Origin of the sequence: Paenibacillus sp. FSL H8-0261 (genome assembly GCF_045040645.1) — a bacterium.
Taxonomy (GTDB): Bacteria; Bacillota; Bacilli; order Paenibacillales; family Paenibacillaceae; genus Paenibacillus_AQ.
Genome location: NZ_CP150297.1, coordinates 2,320,612 through 2,345,627, shown reverse-complemented (window position 1 = coordinate 2,345,627; position 25,016 = coordinate 2,320,612). Strand labels below are relative to the sequence as shown.

Below are 25,016 nucleotides of genomic sequence, written 5' to 3'. Positions count from 1 at the left end.
GCAATGCCCCATCTGTTGTATAGATGAAGCTTCGCAGCCTTGTTACAAAAAACGATTGCGTATCCAGCGGCTATTAGCGAAGAAGAACAGCCTTGTAAGCGGACTTCCTCTCATCAGGCTTTTAGACACAGTGCGAACTTCCCGCTGTTCGCTAACTTTCGGATCAGATAAATAAAGTGCCAGCAATCCCTCAATCACCATACGATGCATAGATGATTCCGGAAGTTCACGTACATCCTTACGGGCCCACTCAACCATGGAAGCGATCCGACTTAACATGGTATCCGTGTCGTCATAATAATTGCAGAAATTAAGATCGCCGCCTGCTCGGTCCTCTTCCTGATCAATCAAATAATCCAGCATAATGTGCAATCCACAAACATGTGGAAAATATGCAGCTCGAATCGATTCCGAAGAAGACTTACTTAGCTTCGGATCACATGCAGATAGAAAAAGCATGAATACGCCTAAAGTAGAGCCCGTTGCAGCTGCAAACTCGTTCCAATGCAGATGCGGAGCACGGCTACCCTGCTGCTCCCACCATTCCTTCAGGGCTGTTTCCCTGAGTTCCGGGCGGATATGCTTATATACCTGCAAATCTGTATACAGCACAGCCAAATCACGAATCTCCGCTGCAGCAGCGGAATAACCTGGCAGCAAAGAGATCATCTCCTGGCATTTTCGAACTAGCCTATACAAGTACCCGCCGTCATTCTGTTCATCACGAAGCGCATAATAATTGACAGGTTCAGCGTTTGGATCAATGGCATCCAGCATAGATTGATGCAGCAGCCTGAAATCTGCAGGATCAAGCGAAGTACTGCGATCACATAAGTTATCTAGATAATCACTGATAGTTTGATAAGCAACAATAAGCGGAATTAGTATATGTCTCATCGATAAATTGCCGGCGGCATAAATACCTCCACCTATGCAGTGAAACTCCTTTGTTTCAATGCTGGCAAGTGCTTGCTTCCGGAGCTCGGGATCGGGAATCCCATTCGCATCTTGGCGCCAGAAGTCCAGACTTTCTCTCACTTCTGGCAGCACGTACTTATAGACCCTGTTCATAAGCCCAATAGGGCCACGCGGGCTAAGGTAACGGCCTTGCTCTAATTCACTCAATGATAGTGCCTCCACATTGTTGTCTCCTTATCCAAATCACCACTTATTATAATATGATCAGACGTATTTGTACAAACAACAAAATCACTTTCGTAAAATTATGAAAGATTCAGAAATAACGCAATTCAAGAATAAAACACATAACCCTCCATTGCTTTATGCTATACTAGCCATATTTCAATCTCAGAGGAGTGCACTTTCATGTTTTTAAAACGGACCGGAAGCCCTTACAGTGATCAGAATTGGCTTCGTTCCTTTCTTTTTACGATTTATGGCACTAGCGTTCTTGTAGTATCCTACTTTCCTTTATTCTACACACATTTAGGGTTTAGCAGTTCTCAGGTGGGCTACTTGTATTCTCTCGGTCCCCTCATCTCCATCCTATCCAATCTCTTCTGGAGTATGATGAGCGATAAGCTAGGTACCATTCGAAAAATCATGTTTATTTTACTCGCTGGGCAATTAGTTACCGGACTTCTATTAGCCAGAGCGACCGAATTTTCTTCCGTTATGCTTATTTTGTCCTTTTTCTACTTCTTCTATTACCCAGTTTTTCCGCTTGCTGATACAATGGCCATCAAAATTGCGGAGCGACACGGACGAAACTTCATTACAATTCGTGTATTTGGCTCATTAGGCTATTCTTTCTTTGCTTTAACTGTCGGTTATGCGCTTAGAGCTTTAGGTGCTACTTGGAGTCTTACCTTATGTATTATTATCATTATAATCGCACTTCTAATTACAATTGGCCTAAAGGATGTCAAAAAAACTGTTCCAGAGCTCCCCAATCAGAAGGCTGTTACTACTAAACCAGGCAAGAAAGAGCATGGACTTAAAGATATTCTTTTGCGAAAAGAAGTGCTGTGGTTCTTCGGATGTGTCTTTGTACTCGCACTGGGCCATAGAATGAACGAAGCTTTTCTCACCATCAGTTTAAAGAACCTGGGCGCTGGTGAGGAAGTGATCGGCTGGGCATTACTTGCCTCGGCACTAAGTGAAATCCCTGTATTATTTATACTCGGCAAATACGGCGACAAATTTAAAGAACTGCCCTTATTAATTTTAGCCAGTCTCATGTATGCCCTTCGCTTTCTACTAATGGCGCTCGCCGATCACCCAGGCTCTATAATCGCGATTCAAGCCTTGCATAGCCTGACATTTGGCGTCTTTTTTGTAACATGTGTCCGTTATATCACTCGGATTATTCCTGATCGTCTCCGAGCAACTGGTCTTGCAATCTACACAGTTGTTTGGTCAAGTGCAGCTGGACTTCTAAGTGGTACATTTGGTGGAATGATCTATCAGGAAGCTGGACGCTTCACCTTCTATATGGTAGCGGTTGGCTTCAGCCTTCTTGCTTTTGTAGGCTTTTTAGGACAGCATTTATTGGATACCCATCGAGATTCAATGCGCTATTTCAAGAATAAGAACAAAAAAGCTTCCCTATAATAGAACACTTCTGATACTCAAAAATATTAAAAGGTCTTTGCTATCCCTTCACTTGGGAATGCAAAGACCTTTCATCTAAATTGATGTCTATTAGACGTAAAAAAACACAGTTCCCGAAAGAACTGTGTTCTATAGTTGGTAACCACTCTTGCAAGGGCTTGCCAAGTAAATTATATATTTATAGCAGACAGCTTAACTGTCTTTGCCGTTTCTTATAATTTTACTACGTTTTCAGCTTGCGGTCCACGATTACCATCAGTGATATCGAATTCTACTTCTTGACCTTCGTCCAAAGTTTTGAATCCTTCACCTTGAATTGCTGAGAAGTGTACGAATACATCTTCGCCGCCTTCTACTTGAAGAAAACCATAACCTTTTTCTGCGTTAAACCATTTTACTGTACCTTTCAATTGAACAACCTCCTAAAAATAACCGCCATATATGGCGTATAACTATATTATACTGCAATCTTCTACTCAAATCAATCTATCTGGATCTTTAAATATGTGATTTAATTTGCTTTTCCCTTGACCAGTGCGTTATCATTGAGCCAAAAGCCAAAAATCGCCAGGGTGGTAATGATAATGATCAAAAAACATGAAATATACAAAACAGACAAATGGAATATGATGACGGTAGAAGTTCAAGGACGTTATATCGTACTTCGCGAAATCTCCGATCAATGGGGAGAAGAAACACATACTTTCCTTAGTCGTCCAGCTATGATGCAGTGGGTGAACAACCGATTCAACAAAGAATCTTATAAAGATAATGAAGAAGAGTATAAAAATATCATCGCAGCCTTCAAACAGGTATAACAGAACATGAACACAGAAAATATCGCGATTTATGTTGTCCTAGTCTTATGTCTAGGCGCAGTTCTAATTATGACCAAGGATCGTGTCCCGCCGCAGTTTAAGCGGGGCATGGCCTTAACTGCAGTCATTATGATTCTGTTCGCCTTCATCTTTGTTATTTATAGCTTATTGGCATAACTTATACTTTCATATATTTAAAGAAGACTAAATATTAATAATCAGGACTTAATAGGGCATAATAAGCCGACTCTACTTTCAAGAGGAGGATGTTATGCCTATTTCACCCAAGTCCATCCCTCTTCTACTTGTGCTCAGCTTGCTACCGGGTGATTTATCATCTACAGTATTGCCGAGGGAGATTATGCCTACTACATCTCATCATTCTAGGAGGGTTTCTATGGAAAAATTATTGAAAAGAAGCGAAGTACCTGCTGAGAATCGTTGGAAGCTTGAAGATGTGTTTGCTTCTCAGAAGGATTGGGATGCAGAATTTGCTGAAGCTAAATCCTTAATCAAAAAAGCTGCGGATTTTCAGGGTACACTAGATTCCGCGGATGCTCTAAAAAAATGTTTTGAAATGGATGACAAGCTGTCCATCCTAACTGAACGACTCTTCGTGTATGCACATATGCGTCAAGATGAAGACACAGCTAATCCTGACTCTCAAGCTTTGTCCTCCAAAGCGAAAAAGCTTGGTATTGAAGCAGGTGAAGCTTTATCTTTTGTAACCCCAGAAATTCTGGCGTTGCCAGTTGAGAAGTTGGACCAGTTCATCGCTGATCCGAACCTATCCGCTTATAAATTCACCTTAACTGAAATGAAACGTGAAAAAGCCCATGTGCTTTCTAAGGCTGAAGAAGCACTGCTAGCTCAGGTCGGAAATTTAGCTCAAGCACCTCAGAATATTTTCAGTATGCTGAACAATGCGGATCTGAAATTCCCTAAGATCAAAGATGAGGATGGCAAAGAAGTTGAGCTGACTCATGGCAACTATATCAAGTTTCTCGAAAGTAACGACCGTGAGGTTCGCCGAAATGCTTTTAAGGCAGTCTACGATACCTACCGGAAGCAGAAGAACACTATCGCAGCAACGCTTAGCGCGAATGTGAATAAAAATGTGTTCTACTCACGAATTCGCAAATATCCTTCTGTAATGGAAATGTCACTCTATGGTGATAACATTCCTAAAGAGGTTTACACCAACTTGATTGATACGATTCACGAAAGCCTTCCATTGATGCACCGTTATATGAAACTGCGTCAGAAGCTGCTGGGTGTCGATGAGTTACATATGTATGATCTGTTTGCACCGCTTGTTGATGAATATAAATTAGATATCACCTATGAAGAAGCCAAGAAAATCACTAAAGAGGGTCTCAAACCGCTCGGTGAAGATTATCTGAATGTGCTGCAAAAAGGCTACGACAACGGATGGATCGATGTGTATGAGAACGAGAATAAACGGTCCGGGGCTTACAGCTGGGGGCCATACGGTACGCATCCTTTCGTACTGCTGAACCATAATGATAATTTAAACAGTATGTTTACACTGGCACATGAGATGGGCCATGCATTACACTCGTATTTTTCGGATAACGCTCTGAATTATCGAGATGCGCAATATACGATTTTCCTAGCAGAGGTTGCTTCTACTACTAACGAGGCGCTGCTAATGGATTATTTACTCAAAAAGTCTACAGATCCTAAAGAAAAAATGTATTTGCTCACCTACTATGCTGATCAGTTCCGGACAACGATTTTCCGGCAGACGATGTTCGCTGAGTTCGAGAAAATCATTCATCAGCGTGTTGAAGAAGGTGAATCGCTTACTCCACAAGATCTTTCGAGCATCTACTATGACCTGAATGTTAAGTACTATGGTAAAGAAATGGTTGTAGATCAGGATATCGAGATGGAATGGGCGCGGATTCCGCATTTCTATAACAGCTTCTATGTTTATAAATACGCAACCGGCTTCTCAGCAGCGACTAGCTTTGCCAAACAAATTCTTGAAGAAGGCAAACCTGCGGTGGATCGTTACCTCGGCTTCCTGAAGAGTGGCGGCAGTGACTACTCCATTAATATTCTGTCTAAAGCTGGTGTTGATATGTCTTCTCCTGAGCCGATTCGCGAAGCGATGAGTGTCTTCGAAGATGTTATCGCTCAAATGGAACAGTTGACCAAATAAGGCAGAGAGCTTAGTATTGCATTAATCCCTTGCCCTATTTGGGCAAGGGATTTTATTCTGTTATATCCCCTGAGGAGGAAGAATTCAATGAGAATTCAATGGTCTTTAATTGCAGGTCTAATCTTTGCGCTGCTAACAGCCATATTTGCAGTCATCAACGTGGATCCCGTTCAAGTCAATTTCGGTTTTGATGTAGTTAATATACCGCTGATCCTAGTTATTCTGGGCTGCGCGTTAATTGGTGGAATCATCGTGGGTTCTTACGGTATTTTTCGCCAGTACAAACTACAAAAACAAATTAAAAGCTTAAATGCTGAGCTAACCAAACTTCGTGATGCCGACACTTCTTTAGATTCTTTTAACACAGATAATGATGGCCTAACAGGAGGACTTAACTAATGATTACTATTCAACCAAATGAAGATTACATACTCTCAATCCTAAAAAAATTGCTTGATACACCGAGCCCCAGCGGCTTCACAGCACAAGTAATGAACCTTATTGCCGAAGAAGCGGCAGCATTAAATGTACCGCTAAGCTGGAATGAAAAAGGCGGCGTAATTCTAACCGTCCCAGGCCTAGATCCTTCCCGTACTATCGGCATCAGCGCTCACGTGGATACACTTGGAGGCATGGTTCGCTCTATTAAATCTGATGGTACACTGCGACTGACCTCTATTGGTGGCTTCACTATGCACAGCATCGAGAATGAATACTGTGTGATCCATACCCGCAGCGGCAGAACCTATACTGGAACCATCTTAACCAGCCATCCATCCGTTCACGTATATCCAGATGCTCGTGATTTCAAACGTTCAGAGGAGAACATGGAAGTACGGATTGATGAGCTAGTATCTAACAAAGAAGATGTACTTAAGCTAGGCATCTCCGTTGGTGATTTCATTTCCTTCGATGCACGTGCGGTGATTACACCTAGCGGGTATATTAAATCCCGACATCTGGATGACAAAGCAAGCGTTGCTGCCCTTCTTGGCCTGCTGGAAAGTATGAAACGTGAGGGCTGGAAACCACTCCACAACCTTTCTTTCCTCATCTCCAACTACGAGGAAGTAGGACATGGCACAGCTTGGATTCCTGGCGAGATTAATGAAATGATCGCAATCGATATGGGCGCCATGGGCGACGATCTTAGCTGTAAAGAAACCGATGTGTCCATCTGTGCAAAAGATTCTTCCGGCCCTTATGATTATGTTATGACTGGCCGTTTGATTGAGCTGGCAGAAGCACTTGCTATTCCTTATGCCGTTGATATCTATCCAATGTACGGCTCCGATGCTTCCGCTGCCCTTCGAGGCGGCAACAATATTCGTGCCGCACTGATCGGCCCAGGCGTACACGCCTCCCACTCCATGGAACGTACACATAAGCAAGCTGTAGTAAACACTGCTAAGCTTCTCGCTGCTTATGTGGGCACTAACTGAGGCAAGCACTGGCAAGTTAAAGCAGCTCTGGAGACGTAGACAATGGCTGATAGTCTCACTTCTGCTGCTCATGATAGCAGCATCAGCAATCTCGATGTTCCTGTTTTCCAGAAGCCACAAGGAAAATCCCTTTGATGGTCTTCCACACGCTTACACTTACTTAGAGACCGTGAGTCCAGAAAATGTTCAACTCTATATGATGTCACTTTCACCCGAAGATATTAAACTCAGAGCCGCTGGTGCACCCCTTCAGCAAGTGATTGCTTATGGGATTAATGGAGGCTTCTTCTATGGAGATGCACTTCTATCCATTGCTATCATGAATGATATCCCCACTAACGGTGCTAAAAAGGCGTACGGCTCCGGCTGGTTTAATGCTAAATATGCGCGCGGAACCCTGGTCTGGGATGGTGCCAGTCGTAGCTTTTCCGTACAGGTCGTCTCATCGGGAGAAGAATTGAACGTTACGGATCGCCAGCATTATTTTGCGCAAGGCGGCATTAGTATGAATCTGCAGGATGAGGATCTCTGGGAAGATGTGATAGCGAAAGAACATCTTCCTTATTCGAATGAGAAACGAATGCGCTCAGGCATGCTGTATGACGATAATGGCAAGCTGTGGCTGATTGTTACGCCAACACTCTCGACGGCGGCAGAGTTCCGTTCAGCCATCCTACAGAGCGTGCCTGCTGAAGGTCTCGAAGGTATCTTTCTAGATGGTGACGGCTCCTCACAGATGAATGCTGATGAAATCATCTTACCTGGTGACTCTCGTACCGTGGTGCAAATGATCGCGGTGGACGGAACGAAATAAAGCAAAAAGAAGCGATACTCTACTATTAGAGATCGCTTCTTTTTGTGATTTTATTCAATCCCAGACTTGCTCCAGCTTATCTGAGTAATATGAAATGGCCTTACTATAACTTCTTATTCCTTCATCCGCTGAGGTTTCAGCCAGCAATTTAAGTAACATCCCCATAGCCAGACTATGATCTCCGAGATTGTGCAAGGTCATTGCAAGGAACACCGGAAATTCCTTATTCTCTGGGTACTCTTGAATGGCCTGCTCCAATATTGCTTTGGAATTCTCATATTCTCCGAGTGTTCGGTAGGTGCTGCCCAGTCCCAATAGAGCGCCGACTCTCTGCTCCGTAGATAAGCCTAGTGTTAAGCTTTTCTCATAATAGGGTACTGCCTCGCGTTCCAGACCGAGCACATCATGCGTCCACGCTAATTGATACAGAAGTTCTGCATCATTACTATTCTGCTCATATAGCTCTAACAGCATCACTCTGGCTTCTTCAGCTTTACCTTCGTTTCGCAGGGCTACAGCTTCCACAAGTTGATTCTCCAAACTGAGCCCTCCCTTATTGTCACACATGGACAATCCGTTTTATGCTTTACCAGCGATTTTCTCTGCAAGCTCATTCAGATAGGTCCAGCGCTCCATTAGACGCTCCAGCTCGGCTTCGGCAAGCCGCTGCTCTTCCACTAGCTCCTGCAGTCTCCCAGAGTCAGCAAACGCTGCTTCCATCTCCGCACTAATATCAGTCAAGCGCTGTTCTGCAAGCTCGATCTGCTCATCAATTCCTTCATATTCACGCTGTTCCTTAAAACTGAATTTGAGTTTGGTCTTGGAAGCTGATGATGCCGCTGTGTTACTGACTGTTTCTGTAGTCTCTTTACCCTTTGCATTACCGTCATCTTTGTTCGATTCTGCATTGCGTGATGGAACATTTTTGGCCAGCCATTCTTCATATTCCGTATAATCGCCAACATGAAGCCGAATTTCTCCATTTTCAAAGGCAATCAGCTTGTCTATAGTCCGATCCAGGAAATAACGGTCATGGGATACGGTAAAGACGACGCCCGGGAATTCATCCAGATAGTCTTCTAAAACAGCCAACGTGCCAATATCCAAGTCGTTCGTAGGCTCATCCAACAGCAATACGTTTGGTGCTCCCATCAATACACGAAGCAGATACAGGCGTCGTTTTTCGCCACCAGACAGTTTGGAAATCGGCGTCCATTGCATCGCAGGAGGGAACAAGAAGCGTTCGAGCATTTGGCCTGCCGTAATGACGCTACCATCAGCTGTACGTATGACTTCCGCCTCTTCCTTCACATATTCAATAGCTCGCATGCTGTCATCCATATCCTGATGTTCTTGCGTAAAGTAACCCAACTTAACCGTCGCGCCAAGCTGAACCTCACCCTTATCCGGCTGTAGCTTACCTGCAATCAGATTCAGAAGTGTTGATTTACCGCTACCATTTGGACCTACAATACCTACGCGATCTTGTGGTACAGCAATATAGGTCAGATCTTTAATCAACTGACGACCATCCAGCGATTTCGACAGTTCATTGATTTCAATGATTTTGCGACCCAAACGTGTGGATGCCACCGAAATATCCAGCGAACCGTTCGAACTGCTTCCTGTACTTTCTTTCAGCTTCTCAAAACGGTCGATTCTTGCCTTTTGTTTCGTTGATCGTGCTTTAGCTCCACGACGAATCCAAGCAAGCTCCGTACGAAGCAGGTTCTTACGCTTTTGCTCCGCAGAGGCTTCACGCTCTTCACGGTCGGCTTTTAGCTCTAGAAAACGGGAATAGTTGGCCTCATAACGGTATAACTTTCCTCCGTCCAGCTCTAGCATGACACTTGCGACACGCTCCAGGAAGTAACGATCATGCGTTACCATTAAGAGAGCGCCGCGCCGTTTCTGTAAATATTGCTCTAGCCAAGCCACGGAGTCCGTATCAATATGGTTCGTAGGCTCATCCAGAATAAGAAGCTCAGATGGCGTAATCAGGGCAGCCGCAAGTGCTACACGTTTCCGTTGACCACCAGACAGCGTATCCATCAGCGCATCGAATTTCACTATACCCAGCTTAGTAAGTACGCTCTTAGCTTCACTCTCCAAATGCCAAGTACCTGCTGCATCGATAGCCTGCCCAATCCGCACCAGTTTGCCTTCCAGTTCTGCATTACCTGGCTCTTTTTCAAGGCGAGACATGATCTCCATATACTCACGCATGATGGCAAGATCTGGATCATCTCCGGCGAAGACCTGTTGCAGTACTGTATTTGTCGGCTCATAAGGAGGGTTCTGTGCTAAGTACTGCACTCGAACATTATTTCCGATCGCAATTTGCCCACCATCCGGGGTATCCAGACCGGCAATAATACGTAAAAACGTTGATTTACCCGTTCCATTCACACCGATCAAACCAATTTTATCCCGATCGTCCATACCAAATGAAGCATCACTAAAAAGTACTTTCTCTCCATAACTTTTGGAAAGATGTTCCACGGTCATAATATTCATGCTATTTCCTCGCTTGCCTTATATTTTCATAAAACCGGTCGCAGCATGAAGCTGCTATTCCACCGGTCTACCATCCTGACCTAAATTCAAGTAATCCATAGCCCCTTTAATAAAAAGACCCGCAGCGAAACCAGCTCGTTTATACGCATCTTCTTCCTTAAAAGATGGATCGAACAAAATATCCATCTTCAGTCGATCCAACATCCCTATGTAGGACTGCGCCATAAGCTCAGGCTCAGACACTCCGCCCTCCAGCAATACCTTCACCACTGCCTGCATATATTCTTCCATAAAAAGTGTCATATACGCCACAAGCTCTGGGTTATTGTTCGGTGCGCGGAAAAAGAGCTTCGTGTGTCGCTTACGCTCATAATAATAGTAAAGATGATGTTTGGCGATAATTGACAGTTTACCTGCCAAAGTATCACTAGCCTTCAGCTTTTCCTGTAATTGCTGAAGGAATCCCTCACAATCCCGGCGCGTTACCGCCATGAACAATTCTTCTTTACTCTTGAAGTATAAATAAACGGTGCCCTTAGCAATTCCGGCCTGAACCGCAATTTCCGACATCTTCGTTTCGTAAAATCCACCTGAACCGAAGAGCTCATATGCGGCATCCAGAATGGCAGTATGTTTATGATTGGACGTGCTGCTCATCGGTTCCTCCTTTAAAACATCATCCCACACAATAAGGCAATAGCCCCTCCGACGATAGAGCTAATAGCATTGACTGCATCATTAGTCATCCACTTCCAGCCACGTGCGTATTCAACCTTTTTACCGCAGTGATGTGTACTTTCCACTTCGCGTCCGCAAACGGTGCAACGATTCATCAGCTGAACGGTTGCCCCTAGAATAGAATCCGTGAACGCACCCGCAAGTCCACCTGTGAGTCCTGCCAATGTAAGCAACAAGAAGGATTGATCTGGCATGCCAGATATCATCCGTAGCAGCCATGAAGATGCACCGATAAGTGCACCTCCTGCGGCGGCGGCCAGCGTACCCAGGCTTGATACGCCACCTGAGGCACCGGCAGGAAGTATTTTACCTGTCAGGACAGACCGAGGCAGCTTCTTGCTGAGTGTACCAATCTCCGTAGCCCATGTATCAGAGGTTACCGTTGCCATAACGCCGATAAATAAAAATTCCCAATGTTCCATCGGAACAATCGCATTCAATAGAACGAAAACCATCCCAAGCCCACCATTAGCAAAGACCTGCCCAGCATCTCGGCGACCTGTCTTGGCATAAGTCAGCTCAAGCTCTGCCTTATTATCATGATGAAGCTTAGACAACAGGCTTGAAGAGATGAAAAAAACCAACAATATTCCAAACCAAAAGGCATTTCCAGCACCAAAATAAATGGTCCCCATGGCTACCGCGGCAAGCATGCCGGAAAGGCTTAAGGATTGTTTCCTATAAGCCGCCCCCGCAACTAACAAAGCGCCAAGGGCGCCGATAATCCATAACATAGATTCATCTCCAACAGATGTTTTTAGCCGATCAGGCAAGTCCCCATCAGCTTGTCACCCCAGTACAATTCAAACGAATCTCCTGATACGGTAGAGCCTACACCTTCTGGTGTTCCTGTGAATATCACATCATCTTTACCCAGCCCGTAACGCGCAGCGATAAAATCGACAATTTTTTGAAGCGAAAAAATCATATTTTTAACATTACCTCGCTGAACTTCAACACCATTTTTTAAAACCGTGAAATCCGTTCCTTCCAGCTCTTCCTTGTCAGGAAACGCAATGTAAGGTGTGAGTGGAGCAGCGTTCTTAAAGCCTTTAGCAGGAGTCCAAGGCAGACCTTTCTTCTGCAGATCATTATGCACATCACGCAGTGTGAAATCCAGTCCCAGAGCCATAACATCCACCAAATCCTCCACGCTCATACCCGGTACATAATCACGCGCGATCCGTAGCACAAGTTCTCCTTCATAATGAACCTGACCTGAATCCTTTGGAAGCTGAATGACTGCTTTATCGAGGGAAACCGCCGCATGTGAGGGCTTCAAAAAAATGAGTGGCTCTACGGGGACATTATTTCCTAATTCCTCCGCATGTAGCTTGTAGTTCCGTCCAACACAATACAAATTATTAACAGCAGCGCACACAGACAATCAGCTCTCTTTCCCATCGAATTGGATTATTTATACTTTTAGAAATGTATCGCCCCAGATATCCGGACGGTTTGTACAAATCATTATATCAGAATGCATATCTGCTAAGCGACGCATCTCTTTCCCTTTGTTCACGGTCCAAGCCATAATCTTCACACCTTGCTCCGCCAAAACCTTAGCCAATCTAGGATTTAAACGCGAGAAGCTAATCGACAAAAGAGAACACTCCAGTTCATGCAGCCTTCGAGCAGGATTACCAAACCTTGAATCAAAAATTAAGCCTGTACGAAAGCGGGGGTCTATTTCCTTGATTTTTTTCAACACATCTGTGTCAAAAGAGGTCAAAATCACGTCGTCCCGCATGCCTTTAGAGGAAATAAGATCCGTCACCTTCTGTTCGATGCCAGGATACATATTGCCCACTGTTTTCAGTTCAATATTGAGACGAAGTCTACCGGAGGCTAATGAGAGCACTTCTTCCAAGGAAGGCACCCGCTCTCCCCGAAAAGAACGCCCTTTCCAGCTACCCGCATCGAGACGCCGGATATGTTCCCAATCCATATTTTTCACCTTACCATGACCATTGGTTGTACGGTCCAGTGTAAAGTCATGAATGACAACAGGAACACCGTCCTTCGAGAGCTGGACATCCAATTCCATCCAGTGTACAAAAGGCATGGCAATGGCCATCCGGATCGCTGCTAATGTATTCTCCGGAGCTTTACCGGAAAATCCCCGATGGGCAACACATAAATTGTTCATCATAAGGACCTCCCAGGAACCCTATTTTGTAACTTGAGTCACTTTGCCGTCACTGTTGATCTTAACTCGACCAGCAGATAAAGACTCTATTTTTTTCAGCAAAAGCTGTCCGTTCACCTGATTCATGGGCACGGGCTGAGCTAGCTCAGCAGTCATAGGCTTCAGCTGTAATGAACATTGACCTTTTTTACTACATTCCGCCTGAAATACAGCAGTTTCCCAAGTGGCAGGTACCGTTGATCTCGTAAAAATAAAATTACCAGTGCTGTAGGCGATCCACTTGCCTTTGTACGGCTCCACACCTTGCAATACATGTGGGTGACCACCAATGACAAGATCAGCTCCCGCATCGACAAAGCTACGTCCAAGGGTCTGCTGAGTATTATCGAACTGCTCTACCCGTTCTTTACCCCAATGGACAACTACGACAACCAAATCAGCTTTTTGTTTAGCTGCAGCAATCGCTTTAAGTCCTTCTCTACTATCATATACTGAAGCAAGCCCGGGTTTATTTTTTCCCGCCATCCAATCAGATGCAGGAATCACCCGTGTGAACCCCAGCAAGGCGATCTTAATCCCTTTACGCTCAAAATATTGCGCTGAGAACGCTTCTTTGCTGTTAAGCCCAGCACCAACATAAGGAATGCCTCTTTCCGAGAGATGACTCAGCGTGTCTCGCAGGCCTTCCTCCCCTTGATCAAGCGTGTGATTGTTCGCCATATTTACTGCATCCACTCCGGCTGCTTTAAGAGCATCTAGTGCTTTGGGCGAGCCTTTGAATACGTATTGCTTATTAGCGGCGCCAACCCCACCCGTGGTCACAGGAGTCTCCAGATTCACAATCGTAAGATCATCCTTCTTGAACATTCCATCGAGCGCGGCATACGAATAGTCGTAACCTTTCTTTTCGAGCAATTCCCCGGCTTTCCCCGAAAAAATAACATCTCCACCAAAATTCAAGGTCACTGTATTGCCAGAAGCCTGGTCATCTGATGGAAGTCCAGACACAGAACCACCATCTGCGACTTGGGAGCTACCTTCATCTGGCGAAGGGGTCTCAGTTGGTACAGGCGCCTGTGTTTCAACATTTTCTTCTCTCTTTGGCTCTGGTGTAGGTGTAGCTTCCGGGGTTACCGTTGGAGAAGGGATGGGAGACTCCGTGGCTTCAGGCGTTGCAGTCACTATAGGTGCTGTCTCCTGAGCAGTACTATCCGGCGTAGGCGAAGCCGTCATTTGCGCCACTGGAGGTGGCTCAGAACTTCCCTTGAATCTGTCATCCATAAAACTATAGCTGAGCGCCACAATAATCAACAGAAGTAGACCTGCATTGACCCACATCCAGGCCGTTCTGCGCTTACGTTTGCTCTTATGTTTGTTCTTCTGTCTAGAACGCGATCGCGGCGGATACATTGTTTCTATGATCTCCTCTACTCTCAAATTGGTTCTATTATAGCATACCTAGCACCTGTCCCTCCAAATACGAGAGTCCATTAAAATAGTATAATCTAATTTTCAAACAAAAACGGTGAAGCAAAAAAATCTTCGCTTCACCGTTCATTATATAATTCTAACTCTCCCGTAAATGAACAATTAATTCGATATACGCTTTGCAGCGCTTTGTGCTGTAAGCTTAGCCTGCTTAACACAATCGGGCATTGCCACTCCATCATATCCAGTTCCAAAGACATATATCCCAGGAAGTGTGGTCTCAAGCTCCCTATGGAATTTAGAAAGATTGTCAAGATGTCCAACAGGATACTGTGGCATCGAATGTTCCGAACGAGTAATTTCCGTGAATATAGGTTTCGCTGTAATGCCCATGATCTCTCGTAAATCCTTACTCACTAGCTCCGTAAGAGCCTCATCTGGAAGTTGAACATTCTGTTCATCTCCGGAACGGCCTACATGACAGCGCATAAGTACTTTATCATCTGGACTCGTATGCGGCCACTTCGTTGACGTCCATGTACAGGCAGTAATATTGCGCCCTTCCTTACGTGGCACAAGAAAACCTGCTCCAGCATCATCAATTTCGATATCCTTCTTGTCGAAGGCCATGACTAAGTTCGCAACCGATACATAATTTACCGCATCGAGTGCTGAAACATCCACATGTGGACGCAAAAGTTCGGCAGCAAAAGAATTTGGTGTGGTGATATATATTTCATCCGCAAGCAGCCGTTCGCCACTTTCCAGTTCTAGCTCATAACGAGAAGCATTAGTTCCTGTAGCATGTATAGAGACCACCGCAGCTTCAGTTCGCTGTTCTACATCATGCAGTTCATGAATCAAGCCATGCACGAGACTTTGTAGTCCTTTTCGAAATGTCAGAAAAGTGCTGTTCTTTGTGCTCGTATTTGTCTTGGAGGAATTCTGTTCTTTAATGATTCCACGAATAAGACCACCATACTGCCGCTCTACTTCTCCAAATTGCGGAAAGGTAGCCTGTAGGCTGACTTTGCGTAAATCCCCAGCATACATACCGGCTAATAGCGGTTCGGTCAAATTCTCCATCACTTCAGTACCTAAACGTCGCTCAATCAGCTGTCCGAGGGATTCATCGTCATTACTCCGCTTAGGAGGAAGGATCAAGTCCATCAGCGCGCGTATTTTGCCACCGAATGAAACCAGAGCACTTGATAGAAATGGCTTTAGTTCAGTAGGAATTCCAAGCACAAGACCGGAAGGCATAGGATGAAGCTTGTCACGCTGTAGTATATAGGTCTTCTCTGCCTTTGGATTTGTGTTCACCAGCTCGTGATCTAGCTCTAATTCCTTAGCCAATTCAATCATCTCTGTTTTGCTAGCTAAAAAAGAATCCGGACCTTTCTCAATCACAAATCCATCCCGGTGCAATGTTTCGATCTTCCCACCAAGAGTCTTGTCTTTCTCTAGCAGTACAATATCAGGTTTCATACCAGCTTCTTTGTAAAACTTACGAATGTAAAAGGCGGCGCTGAGTCCACTCAGCCCACCGCCTATGATAACAATTCGCCTAGAGGGACCAGTCATGACTGACCGGCCGACATTTGATTCAGTCTTGTACGAACAACATCGCTCAATACGGACATGTACGCAGGATCGCTGTTTAATGATTCAATCCGCATAAGACGCATATCCAGCTCTGAAGCTACGGCTGTTGCCTCGATATCAAGGTCATACAGCACTTCTAAATGATCGGATACGAACCCGATCGGTGCCACTAGAACATACTCTACCTGTTCCTTGCTAAGCTGCTGAAGTGTATCCAGAATATCTGGTCCAAGCCATGGTTCAGCAGTCCGTCCTGCACTTTGCCACGTAAACTGCCAATTGGTTATCCCCGCTTGATCTGCAATAGCCTTTGAGGTCTCCAATAGTTGATCTTTATAAGGATCCCCCATAGCTAGAATACGCTCTGGAAGACTATGCGCGCTAAATAATACCCTTATCTCATCGCGAGTAGCGCCTGCTTCGATATATTGATCTATTTTCGCAGTTACTCTCCGGCTTAGAACATCGATCAATACTGGGTGCATATGGTAACTCTCCACAAAACCCATGTTGATTTTACATGCATCAGCCTTTTCCTGAGCACGTTTGATGTAGCCACCCACGCTCATGCTTGAATAGTGAGGGGCAAGCACAACACCAACCGCTTGGGTAATGCCGTCCTTCGCCATAGCCTCGACGCCGTCCTCAATAAACGGATAGGCATGCTTCAAACCCTGATAGCAGACAAATTCAACATCCGCCCCAGCTTTATCCGCGTTTAATGCTGCCTGTAATGCAGCTACTTGACGGTCTGTGTTCTGCCGCAGCGGGAATACACCCCCGACGATCGCTTCATAGCGATCTGTTAATTCTTTAAGCTGCTCCGCTGTCGGCGGATTACCTCGCCGAATATGAGTGTAATATGCTTCAACGTCTTCTAAGCTTTTAGGAGTGCCATACGACATGACGAGAACACCTATTTTTGCTGTCACGGATTCCATCCCCTTATAGATTTAATAGGCTATTTTTAAGAACGCAGTTTGGCTGATTCTTTCAATACTTCCTGTGAATATTCGTGAATATATTCCGTTAATTCTCTAAGCTTCTCTAAAGAAGCCTCCGGGAATAAGCCATGACCCAGATTGAAGATATATCCCGGCTCTTGTACCCCTTCATCAATTAACGCTTTCGCGTGCTCCTTCAAGACGTCCATCGGCGCTGTAAGTAAATACGGATCCAGGTTGCCTTGAATCGCAAATTTCCCACCGGTTCTGCGTCGACCTTCGGACAAGCTCACACGCCAGTCCACCCCAATTACATCCGCTTGAAGCTTCGTAAGACTCGGCAGCAATTCGCCAGAGCTTACGCCAGGAAAGTATATTTTCGGTACATCAAGATCGGATAATTCGGAAAAAATACGAGAAACCGTCGGTAACACATACTTTTCAAAATCGCGAGGCGCAAGGGCACCGACCCAGCTGTCGAACAATTGAAACGCTTTTCCACCACTACGCACGTGACTGCGGAGGTAAGCGATAATCATATCGCCGAGCTTGTCCATCAGCATTTCCCAGACACGGGGTTCACTGTACATTAGCTCTTTAGTCCGAATATATCCTTTGGAAGGTCTGCCTTCGATCAGATAGCTGGCAATTGTAAACGGTGCGCCTGCGAAAGTAATCAAGGGCACGTCCAGCTCCTTATCCAGAATTGCAATCGTCTCCAAAATATGTCCGAGATCACCTTCAACATCAATGGGCTTCAGTCTCTCGACATCTGCTGCAGAGCGAATCGGATTCTCGATCACAGGGCCAATATCTTTGACGATATCAAATTTCACACCGATAGAAGCGACCGGATTCATAATGTCTGAATACAAAATGGCCGCGTCCACACCTAGCTTGCGCACAGGCATCAAGGTTACTTCAGCCGCTAACTCAGGCTGTTTGCAGATTTCAAGCAATGAGTACTTTTCCTTGATTTTACGGTACTCGGGATCATAACGGCCGGCCTGCCGCATGTACCATACGGGAACGTGCTCCGTATCCTGCTTTCTGCAGGCGCGGATAAAAGTGTCGTTGTAGGTCATGATAAGATCTCCATTATATTTTATAAGATTTTTTAAAATAAACGCTTACCGTCCTAATAAGGACGCCGATGGCGTTTATGCTTGATCGGCATACTTACTATTATGCCCTTTTTAAAAGGTTGTAACAAGCAAAACGAAGATCGCGGAATGACAATCCTATGACATTACTATGACATGTATTGCACTTTTGAAGCTAAAAAAATGATATACTGATAAAATGTCTATTTTTCTGTGAATCATGTATTTTCTGAAATTTTTTGAAAGGAAGTGAAAGCACTTTGAAGAAATGGGAGACATGGAAGGTCAACCTCTTAGTGCTTTGGTTCGGACAATTCTTGGTAAATGCCGGAATGACGATGATTACACCGTTCCTGACCTTGTATCTTGCTAAGGATCTTGGAGTTCAGGGTGAGCATGAAATTGGAATTTGGGCGGGCCTTATTTTTGCCGCAAACTTTTTAACTTCTTTCATTTTCCAGCCACTATGGGGAAAACTTGCTGACAAATATGGACGTAAAATCATGCTCCTGCGCTCCAGCTTTGGCATGGCTATCGTTATGGTGTTGATGGGCTTCGCACAATCCCCTATGCAGCTGCTCTTACTGCGACTGCTAAACGGTACAATCTCCGGCTTCAATCCCGCTTCCATCGCACTCGTTTCGGGTACTACTCCGAAAGCACGTATGGGATTTTCGATGGGGCTGATGCAGTCGGGTTCTGTTGCAGGTACCATCCTTGGACCACTTATTGGTGGTTTTCTTGCTGATTTAATCGGATTTCGTCCGATCTTTTATGTCGTTGGCGCCTTGCTCTTCATCGCCTCTCTGCTGGCACTGTTTCTCGTTAAAGAGAAATTCGATCGTGCAGAAGCGGCACAAGAGCCACAGGTGTCAGTAATGGAGGGCTTGAAGGAATTGATCAAGATCCCTCAGCTCCCGGCGCTGTTTGGTGTAACCTTTTTGCTGCAATTTGCAATGATCAGCCCCATGGCCTTGCTGCCACTTTATGTTGAAAAGTTAAATGGGCCTGCTGAGAATATAGCCTTTTTAGCCGGAATGGTCAGCGCAGTTACAGGGATCTCCAACATGCTGGCTTCCCCCTTGCTCGGCAAGCTGAGTGATAAAGTCGGCGCACACCGCATTCTGACCTACGCGTTAATCGGGGCTTCGCTATTCCTGATTCCGCAAGCATTCGTTACTAGCGTGTGGCAGCTAATCATTGTCCGTTTTCTCATGGGGATTTTTATGGGCGGCCTATTGCCCAGCGTTAATGCGCTTATCCGGTCTTATACCCCTGACGGGAAAGAAAGCCGCGCATTCGGCTTCAACGGCAGCACATTGTCACTGGGCAATATGCTGGGAGCTATCATAGGCGGCTTTCTATCTGGTTATATTGGTATTGAGGGACTGTTTATCATCTCCGGAAGCTTGTTGCTGTTAAACACCGTATGGGTCCGGGTTAAGCTATACAAAGCTACTCCGCCACGGCTATTTCGCTAATCTTCTGCTATTTCACCATTGCCAACGCCAGTCCATCATAGGCTGGCAGACAAGTGCTGATCAGACGGTCATCGGTGGCGATCATTTCATTGAAATGCCGTACAGCCAGAATGGCAGGTCCATTTCGATCCGTATTTAGCGTCCGTCCGCGGAGGAAGATATTATCACCAGCAATAATCGCTCCTGGATTAGCCATCTTGATGGCATATTCCAAGTAATTGGTATAGTTAATCTTGTCTGCGTCGATAAAGAAGAAATCGAACTTAGCGCCCTCTGCTTCAAGTGCCTTCAGGCTGTCCATTGCAGGACCGATTCTATATTCCGTAGAATCACCGAATCCGGCCAGTTCTACATTACGGCGAGCAAGCTCGGCATAATCGGCCCTCAGCTCTAGTGAAGTCAGCGTGCCACCTTCAGTAAAGCCGCGAGATAAGCAAATCCCGCTGTAGCCGCCAAGTGCGCCAATCTCCAAAATACGCGTGGAGCGAGACAGTCTAACAAGCATAGTGAGCAGTCTTCCGTACCCCGGCTCGACAGACACCTCCGGCATACCCGCATGGACGATAGCTTCTTTTACCTGAAGCAGGATTTCGTCCTCGGTATAAAGTTGTTCACTGTATTCTTCTTGGGTAAGCATAAAGATTCTCCTTTGATGATCCCCCGTTTTCTCGAATGAAGGGATGACGGGGAAGATTTTATGATTTATGGAATGCCGGGCATTGTGAAGTGTCCCGCATTCCCCTATACTTGTATGGATGCTTTTCTTATGGTGTTGGCTTTCTTATTGTACTGGCTTTTTGTATTTATCTACAAGTTAAACGGAGTTGAGAGTATTTGAGCAAATTACAATTAATCGCTACTGCCCCTATGGGATTAGAAGCTGTAGTAGCGCGCGAATTAAACGAACTGGGTTATGAGACCACGGTCGAGAACGGTCGTGTATTGTTCAGTGGTGATTATATCGACATCTGTCGCTGTAATTTATGGCTGCGTACATCCGACCGCGTATTAGTAAAAATGGGTCAATTCCCCGCTAAAACCTTCGATGAGTTATTTGAGGGTGTTAAAGCGCTGCCTTGGGAAGACTGGATTCCCGAGAATGGAGAATTTCCGGTTGAAGGACGATCCCATAAATCACAACTAACGAGTGTACCCGCTTCCCAAGGGATTGTCAAAAAAGCTATCGTCGAGAAGCTGAAGCTCTCCTATCATACGGACTGGTTCCCAGAGAACGGACCTCGATATGTGATCGAAGTGATTCTGTTAAACGATATCGCGCTTATTACGCTAGACACCACCGGACCTGCTCTTCACAAACGCGGATACCGCAGACAGGCTACAGAAGCGCCACTGAAGGAAACGATGGCAGCCGCTTTAATCCAGCTTAGCCGCTGGAATGGCCACCGTCCGCTATATGATCCATGTTGTGGTTCGGGAACATTGTTGATCGAAGCCGCGATGATCGCTTGGAATATCGCACCGGGACTACGGCGTTCCTTCCCTTCAGAACATTGGCCAGTCATCCCTAAGTATCTGTGGGAGGAAGCTCGCGAAGAAGCTTTCGATGCCGTGCGAGATGATTATCCATTGCAGCTAACCGGCACGGATATCGATCCTGCTGCTATAGAAATTGCTGAAGCCGCTGCTAAAAGCGCCGGCCTGTCCGGAGAAATAACCTTCACCGTGATGGCTGCCGCCAAAGCAAGACCCCAAGGCGAATACGGCTGTATCATTACCAACCCGCCATATGGTGAACGGATCAGTAATGATAAAGAGGTGGAGAAGCTGACTCGCCAGTTTGGTGAAATGATGCTGTACCTACCGACTTGGTCATTCTTCGCGATTAGTCCTTATAAGGAATTCGAACAATATTACGGCCGTAAAGCGGACAAGCGTCGCAAGTTGTATAACGGACGTATTGAGTGTCAATATTATCAATACTTGGGTCCACTTCCACCTAGAAATCCGAAATAATTCGGAAGACAATTACGCCAAGCATGAACGGCTTCGGCGTCCTTAAAAGGACGGTAAGCGTTTATGCGAGAAATATAAGAACGGACATCTACCTCGATTGAGGACGGTGTCCGTTTCTTCTTACATACTCAACTTCTGTGCTAGGAGGCTTTAACGTGTCACGAGATCCATTTAGTAGGATCAGCTCATCCATAACGGATAGAATGATCACTATTGTCCGCTCCCGTTATATTGGTTACATCCTTTTTCTTGTCCTTATGCTCGCTAAGCTAATGTTTCTTCACAGCGGCCTGCATGCCCCTAATATTGATATGAACCGTCTCGACAAGCTCATTGCTCTCGGTTCAGTTATGCTGTTATCATTTTGGGTGTTATGGCTCCCCCGACGTGGACAAACCATAGCCCTGATAATCATAAACGTGCTCCTGACATTACTTATTTATTCTGATATTGTCTACTATCGCTACTTTCAGGATTTCATCACCGTCCCCGTTCTTTTTCAAGCCGGACAGATGGATGCACTTGGCGGAAGTATCTTTGCACTACTCCGTCCCTCTGATCTCTACTTGTTCGCGGATTGGCTGATATTTCTGGTTTACACCATTTGCGTAGTGTTATTCCGTCGGAACACGCCTACCTATAATAATGGACAGCCTTCCTATTATGCTCGCACAAGTCATTTTCGTCCCTCTTCACGCTTAATGAGAGGACTAAGACGGAGCGTTAACGGGGTCGTTGCATTGGTATTAGGCTTCATTCTGACCTTTGGCCCTATCCACTCTTACGCCACTACGTGGGCCAAGGGTTTATTCACTGGTAACTGGTGGAGCTTGGCGATGTATAACGTTACTGGACTCATTGGATTTCACGGTTATGATATTTACTTGTATGCCAAAGATCATTTAGGCCCGCAGCCTGAGCTTTCACAAAAGGAAGCCAACTCCATGAAGCTCTGGTTCAATGAACACAATGCTGAGCAAAGTGCTCTTAACGACAGCTTTGGAAAATACAGCGGAAGCAACATCGTTGTTATTCAGGCCGAAGCTTTTATGAATTTTGTAGTGGGACGTTCGATCAATGGACAAGAGGTCACACCTAATTTGAACGCTCTAATCAAAGAGAATACCTACTTCAGTAATTACTATCATCAGACCTCACAAGGGCGAACCTCCGATGCGGATTTCGCCTCGAATGGTTCACTGTATCCGCTGGTCTCCGGCTCAGTATTTGTCCGTTACCCGGATCATCAATTTGACACGTTACCTGCCATTTTGAAGTCCAAGGGCTATAGCACCAATGCCTTCCATGCGTATGAAGGAAGCTTCTGGAATCGGCAGATTATGTATAAGGCGATGGGGTACGACCATTTTTATAGCAAAAAAGACTTTAAGATCGACGAGCCCCTAGGCTGGTCATTGGGAGATAAATCATTCCTGCGGCAGTCCCTAAATATTATGGATTCTGTAGAATCGATCCAGAAGCCCTTTTACTCTTTTTTGACTACACTATCTAGTCATCACCCATATTCTCTCCCTGCGGCTAAGCAAGGGCTTGATACCGGGGAGTTTAAAGGTACCATCTTCGGAGAATATTTACAGGCTGTTCATTATACAGATGAAGCTCTAGGTGAATTGGTGAGTGATATGAAGCAGCGTGGGTTGTGGGATAACACGATCCTTGCCTTTTATGGTGATCATGATAACTCGATCCAAGAAACCTCTTATTACGAACAATTTCTTGGTAAAAGCTTAAATAAGCTCGACATGCATCAAATCATGCATCAAGTTCCATTACTCATTCATCTGCCGGGTAATAACACCTCGGTGATTGATTCTAATCCGGCTGGTCAATTGGATCTCACACCTTCCTTACTCCATCTGCTTGGGATCTCACAAGATCCTTATTATCTCATGGGTAATAATCTGTTCAGTGGCAAAGAGCGACTTGTGACACTGCGAACCGGTGCCTTTGCCGATGCGAAGCGCTCCTATCTTCCAAGTGAAAATGGACAATTCAACAGCGGCACCTGTTATAGCCTCGACAGCCGCGAAGCCATTGACGTTGCGGGGTGCAGCACCGGGTTCGAGACAAGTAAGCAACGACTGCAAATCTCAGACGATATCATGAAATACGATGGCATCAAGATGCTCCGAAAGGAAGAATCTGCACCATAAAAATTTCATTTATAAAACAAAAAGCCCTAAACTCCGTCATCAACACGGGTTTAGGGCTTTTTAAGTTGATGGATAAGACCTCTGCATTATTTCTGAACGGCCGGTTGCTTGATAAAAGCTTCTACCTTCTTCAACACTTCTTCCTCTGTTGGAGCACTCACATAACGACCATTAACATATACAAAGGCCCGTTTGCCACATGGACCACAGTACGACTTACAGCCGACCTTGATCTCTGCATCAGGCGCCATCTTTTGCAGTTTGGGTATGATACTCTTCAATTTCATAAAATTACATTCATCGCACACTTGTATATCGTTAGCCATGGAGCAACCCTTCTTTATGTCCCAAATTTAAGGCGAAACGTTTAGTGATCGCCGTGATTACCTTTAGACGGATTAGTAATAACAAAACCTTCTTCAGGAAGATATAAATAATCAACGACCACACCATCAAGGAGCGGTTGATTCGGATCAAGAATAACATCGATTTCTTTATCTGTCGAGACTACAACATCATTCTCATTAGGCGTGTCCAAATCCAGTCCGTAGTGAGCATGATCACCGTGAGCATGCGTAATCGCTACGCGAAGCTTCAACTCGCTGTTTCCTTCAAGTTCCATTTGTTTCTTTATCACTTTAGCCGCATTGCGGGTAATTTTGACCTTCATCTATCATCCATCTCCTAGTACTTAAATTAAATACTCAATTACCTATTTTAAAGGTAAATGATATCTAAAAGCAACTATATTAACAAATTAGATACACAATCCGAGGTAGATCTCACTTCACTGCCTCATTTTCCGGCCTGAAGTGCCGGGTATTTTCGTCCCATCCGTGACACGAACCAGCCCATAAGAAGCATCGTCACACCAATATCATCGATCGGTAAAAAAGGCATAAAATCCGGCAACACCCAATAGAGCAGTACTGGGATTGTGAATAAAAGCTTGTCCCCTATTGCGACTTTAGGGGAGATCACATATCGCCAGGAACTACTGAAGATAGTAGACCATTGTTTCAGTGACAGCAGTTTTTTCAGTTTCATAGTGACCCTCCTCCCAAGTA

At 45.2% G+C, this 25,016-nt stretch carries 26 protein-coding genes; 10 read left to right on the top strand and 16 right to left on the bottom strand.

Going from position 1 to position 25,016, the window contains the following annotated elements; translation table 11 throughout:
* Positions 1-42: 42 nt before the first annotated feature.
* On the bottom strand, positions 43-1,125 hold the full coding sequence (locus MHI27_RS10045) for a tetraprenyl-beta-curcumene synthase family protein (RefSeq protein WP_042193615.1): 1,083 nt from the start codon (positions 1,123-1,125) through the stop codon (positions 43-45).
* A 201-nt stretch (positions 1,126-1,326) separates the two neighbouring features.
* Here MHI27_RS10045 and MHI27_RS10040 point away from each other — a divergent pair, with 201 nt between their 5' ends.
* Positions 1,327-2,574, top strand: coding sequence for an MFS transporter (locus MHI27_RS10040; protein ID WP_341144809.1), 1,248 nt, complete (start codon positions 1,327-1,329; stop codon positions 2,572-2,574).
* 212 nt (positions 2,575-2,786) lie between these two features.
* On the opposite strand, the gene MHI27_RS10035 is transcribed toward MHI27_RS10040, so the two are convergent.
* Entirely contained in the window at positions 2,787-2,984 is a 198-nt protein-coding gene (locus MHI27_RS10035) for a cold shock domain-containing protein (RefSeq protein WP_042126303.1), read from the bottom strand.
* 174 nt (positions 2,985-3,158) lie between these two features.
* On the opposite strand from MHI27_RS10035, the gene MHI27_RS10030 reads away from it, so the two are divergent.
* The 6 genes from MHI27_RS10030 to MHI27_RS10005 all read left to right on the top strand — a co-directional run bounded on the left by MHI27_RS10030 (position 3,159) and on the right by MHI27_RS10005 (position 7,836).
* Entirely contained in the window at positions 3,159-3,392 is a 234-nt protein-coding gene (locus MHI27_RS10030; RefSeq protein ID WP_036689271.1) for a hypothetical protein, read from the top strand.
* A 6-nt stretch (positions 3,393-3,398) separates the two neighbouring features.
* Complete coding sequence (locus MHI27_RS10025; protein ID WP_167348490.1) at positions 3,399-3,569, top strand: hypothetical protein; 171 nt, start codon at positions 3,399-3,401, stop codon at positions 3,567-3,569.
* A gap of 220 nt (positions 3,570-3,789) precedes the next feature.
* Positions 3,790-5,580 (top strand): oligoendopeptidase F, encoded by a 1,791-nt coding sequence (gene pepF / locus MHI27_RS10020; RefSeq protein ID WP_042186822.1) that lies wholly within the window; start codon positions 3,790-3,792, stop codon positions 5,578-5,580.
* A gap of 87 nt (positions 5,581-5,667) precedes the next feature.
* Entirely contained in the window at positions 5,668-5,979 is a 312-nt protein-coding gene (locus tag MHI27_RS10015; protein ID WP_042186819.1) for a lipopolysaccharide assembly LapA domain-containing protein, read from the top strand.
* Between the two features lie 2 nt (positions 5,980-5,981).
* Positions 5,982-7,022, top strand: a complete 1,041-nt coding sequence (locus MHI27_RS10010) for a M42 family metallopeptidase (protein ID WP_405176715.1) — start codon at positions 5,982-5,984, stop codon at positions 7,020-7,022.
* Complete coding sequence (locus MHI27_RS10005) at positions 7,006-7,836, top strand: hypothetical protein (RefSeq protein ID WP_405176163.1); 831 nt, start codon at positions 7,006-7,008, stop codon at positions 7,834-7,836. Before MHI27_RS10010 ends, MHI27_RS10005 begins: the two co-directional genes overlap by 17 nt.
* Positions 7,837-7,890: 54 nt before the next feature.
* Here the strand turns inward: MHI27_RS10005 and MHI27_RS10000 are convergent, their stop codons facing one another.
* From MHI27_RS10000 to hemE, 10 genes are all read right to left on the bottom strand, one after another.
* Positions 7,891-8,403, bottom strand: coding sequence for a tetratricopeptide repeat protein (locus MHI27_RS10000; protein WP_076283177.1), 513 nt, complete (start codon positions 8,401-8,403; stop codon positions 7,891-7,893).
* A gap of 12 nt (positions 8,404-8,415) precedes the next feature.
* The gene (locus MHI27_RS09995) at positions 8,416-10,353 is read right to left on the bottom strand and encodes an ABC-F family ATP-binding cassette domain-containing protein (RefSeq protein ID WP_076298544.1); all 1,938 of its coding nucleotides are present in this window, start codon (positions 10,351-10,353) and stop codon (positions 8,416-8,418) included.
* Between the two features lie 54 nt (positions 10,354-10,407).
* Entirely contained in the window at positions 10,408-11,010 is a 603-nt protein-coding gene (locus MHI27_RS09990) for a TetR/AcrR family transcriptional regulator (RefSeq protein ID WP_405176162.1), read from the bottom strand.
* Between the two features lie 11 nt (positions 11,011-11,021).
* A complete protein-coding gene (locus tag MHI27_RS09985) occupies positions 11,022-11,825 on the bottom strand; it encodes a DUF92 domain-containing protein (RefSeq protein ID WP_076298545.1) in 804 nt (267 codons plus the stop codon).
* Positions 11,826-11,848: 23 nt separating this feature from the next.
* The gene (locus MHI27_RS09980; RefSeq protein ID WP_042186808.1) at positions 11,849-12,472 is read right to left on the bottom strand and encodes a fumarylacetoacetate hydrolase family protein; all 624 of its coding nucleotides are present in this window, start codon (positions 12,470-12,472) and stop codon (positions 11,849-11,851) included.
* Between the two features lie 36 nt (positions 12,473-12,508).
* A complete protein-coding gene (locus MHI27_RS09975) occupies positions 12,509-13,240 on the bottom strand; it encodes a glycerophosphodiester phosphodiesterase (protein WP_405176714.1) in 732 nt (243 codons plus the stop codon).
* A gap of 21 nt (positions 13,241-13,261) precedes the next feature.
* Positions 13,262-14,650, bottom strand: a complete 1,389-nt coding sequence (locus tag MHI27_RS09970; RefSeq protein WP_076283182.1) for a CapA family protein — start codon at positions 14,648-14,650, stop codon at positions 13,262-13,264.
* Positions 14,651-14,830: 180 nt separating this feature from the next.
* Entirely contained in the window at positions 14,831-16,252 is a 1,422-nt protein-coding gene (hemG, locus tag MHI27_RS09965) for a protoporphyrinogen oxidase (protein ID WP_341127671.1), read from the bottom strand.
* On the bottom strand, positions 16,249-17,205 hold the full coding sequence (gene hemH / locus MHI27_RS09960; protein WP_405176161.1) for a ferrochelatase: 957 nt from the start codon (positions 17,203-17,205) through the stop codon (positions 16,249-16,251). Before hemH ends, hemG begins: the two co-directional genes overlap by 4 nt.
* Positions 17,206-17,240: 35 nt before the next feature.
* Positions 17,241-18,302, bottom strand: coding sequence for a uroporphyrinogen decarboxylase (gene hemE / locus MHI27_RS09955; RefSeq protein WP_042186799.1), 1,062 nt, complete (start codon positions 18,300-18,302; stop codon positions 17,241-17,243).
* Positions 18,303-18,580: 278 nt separating this feature from the next.
* On the opposite strand from hemE, the gene MHI27_RS09950 reads away from it, so the two are divergent.
* Positions 18,581-19,801: an MFS transporter gene (locus tag MHI27_RS09950; protein WP_042126273.1), complete on the top strand. Its 1,221-nt coding sequence runs from the start codon at positions 18,581-18,583 to the stop codon at positions 19,799-19,801.
* A 7-nt stretch (positions 19,802-19,808) separates the two neighbouring features.
* Here MHI27_RS09950 and MHI27_RS09945 read toward each other — a convergent pair whose 3' ends face one another.
* A complete protein-coding gene (locus MHI27_RS09945; RefSeq protein ID WP_405176160.1) occupies positions 19,809-20,438 on the bottom strand; it encodes an O-methyltransferase in 630 nt (209 codons plus the stop codon).
* A gap of 197 nt (positions 20,439-20,635) precedes the next feature.
* On the opposite strand from MHI27_RS09945, the gene MHI27_RS09940 reads away from it, so the two are divergent.
* Complete coding sequence (locus MHI27_RS09940; RefSeq protein WP_076283187.1) at positions 20,636-21,775, top strand: class I SAM-dependent RNA methyltransferase; 1,140 nt, start codon at positions 20,636-20,638, stop codon at positions 21,773-21,775.
* Between the two features lie 203 nt (positions 21,776-21,978).
* A complete protein-coding gene (locus MHI27_RS09935; protein WP_405176713.1) occupies positions 21,979-23,949 on the top strand; it encodes an LTA synthase family protein in 1,971 nt (656 codons plus the stop codon).
* Between the two features lie 86 nt (positions 23,950-24,035).
* On the opposite strand, the gene MHI27_RS09930 is transcribed toward MHI27_RS09935, so the two are convergent.
* From MHI27_RS09930 to MHI27_RS09920, 3 genes are all read right to left on the bottom strand, one after another.
* Positions 24,036-24,275: a DUF1450 domain-containing protein gene (locus MHI27_RS09930; RefSeq protein WP_042126265.1), complete on the bottom strand. Its 240-nt coding sequence runs from the start codon at positions 24,273-24,275 to the stop codon at positions 24,036-24,038.
* A 41-nt stretch (positions 24,276-24,316) separates the two neighbouring features.
* The gene (locus tag MHI27_RS09925) at positions 24,317-24,619 is read right to left on the bottom strand and encodes an iron-sulfur cluster assembly accessory protein (protein WP_042126263.1); all 303 of its coding nucleotides are present in this window, start codon (positions 24,617-24,619) and stop codon (positions 24,317-24,319) included.
* A gap of 125 nt (positions 24,620-24,744) precedes the next feature.
* Positions 24,745-24,996, bottom strand: a complete 252-nt coding sequence (locus MHI27_RS09920) for a hypothetical protein (protein WP_076283188.1) — start codon at positions 24,994-24,996, stop codon at positions 24,745-24,747.
* Positions 24,997-25,016: the final 20 nt, after the last annotated feature.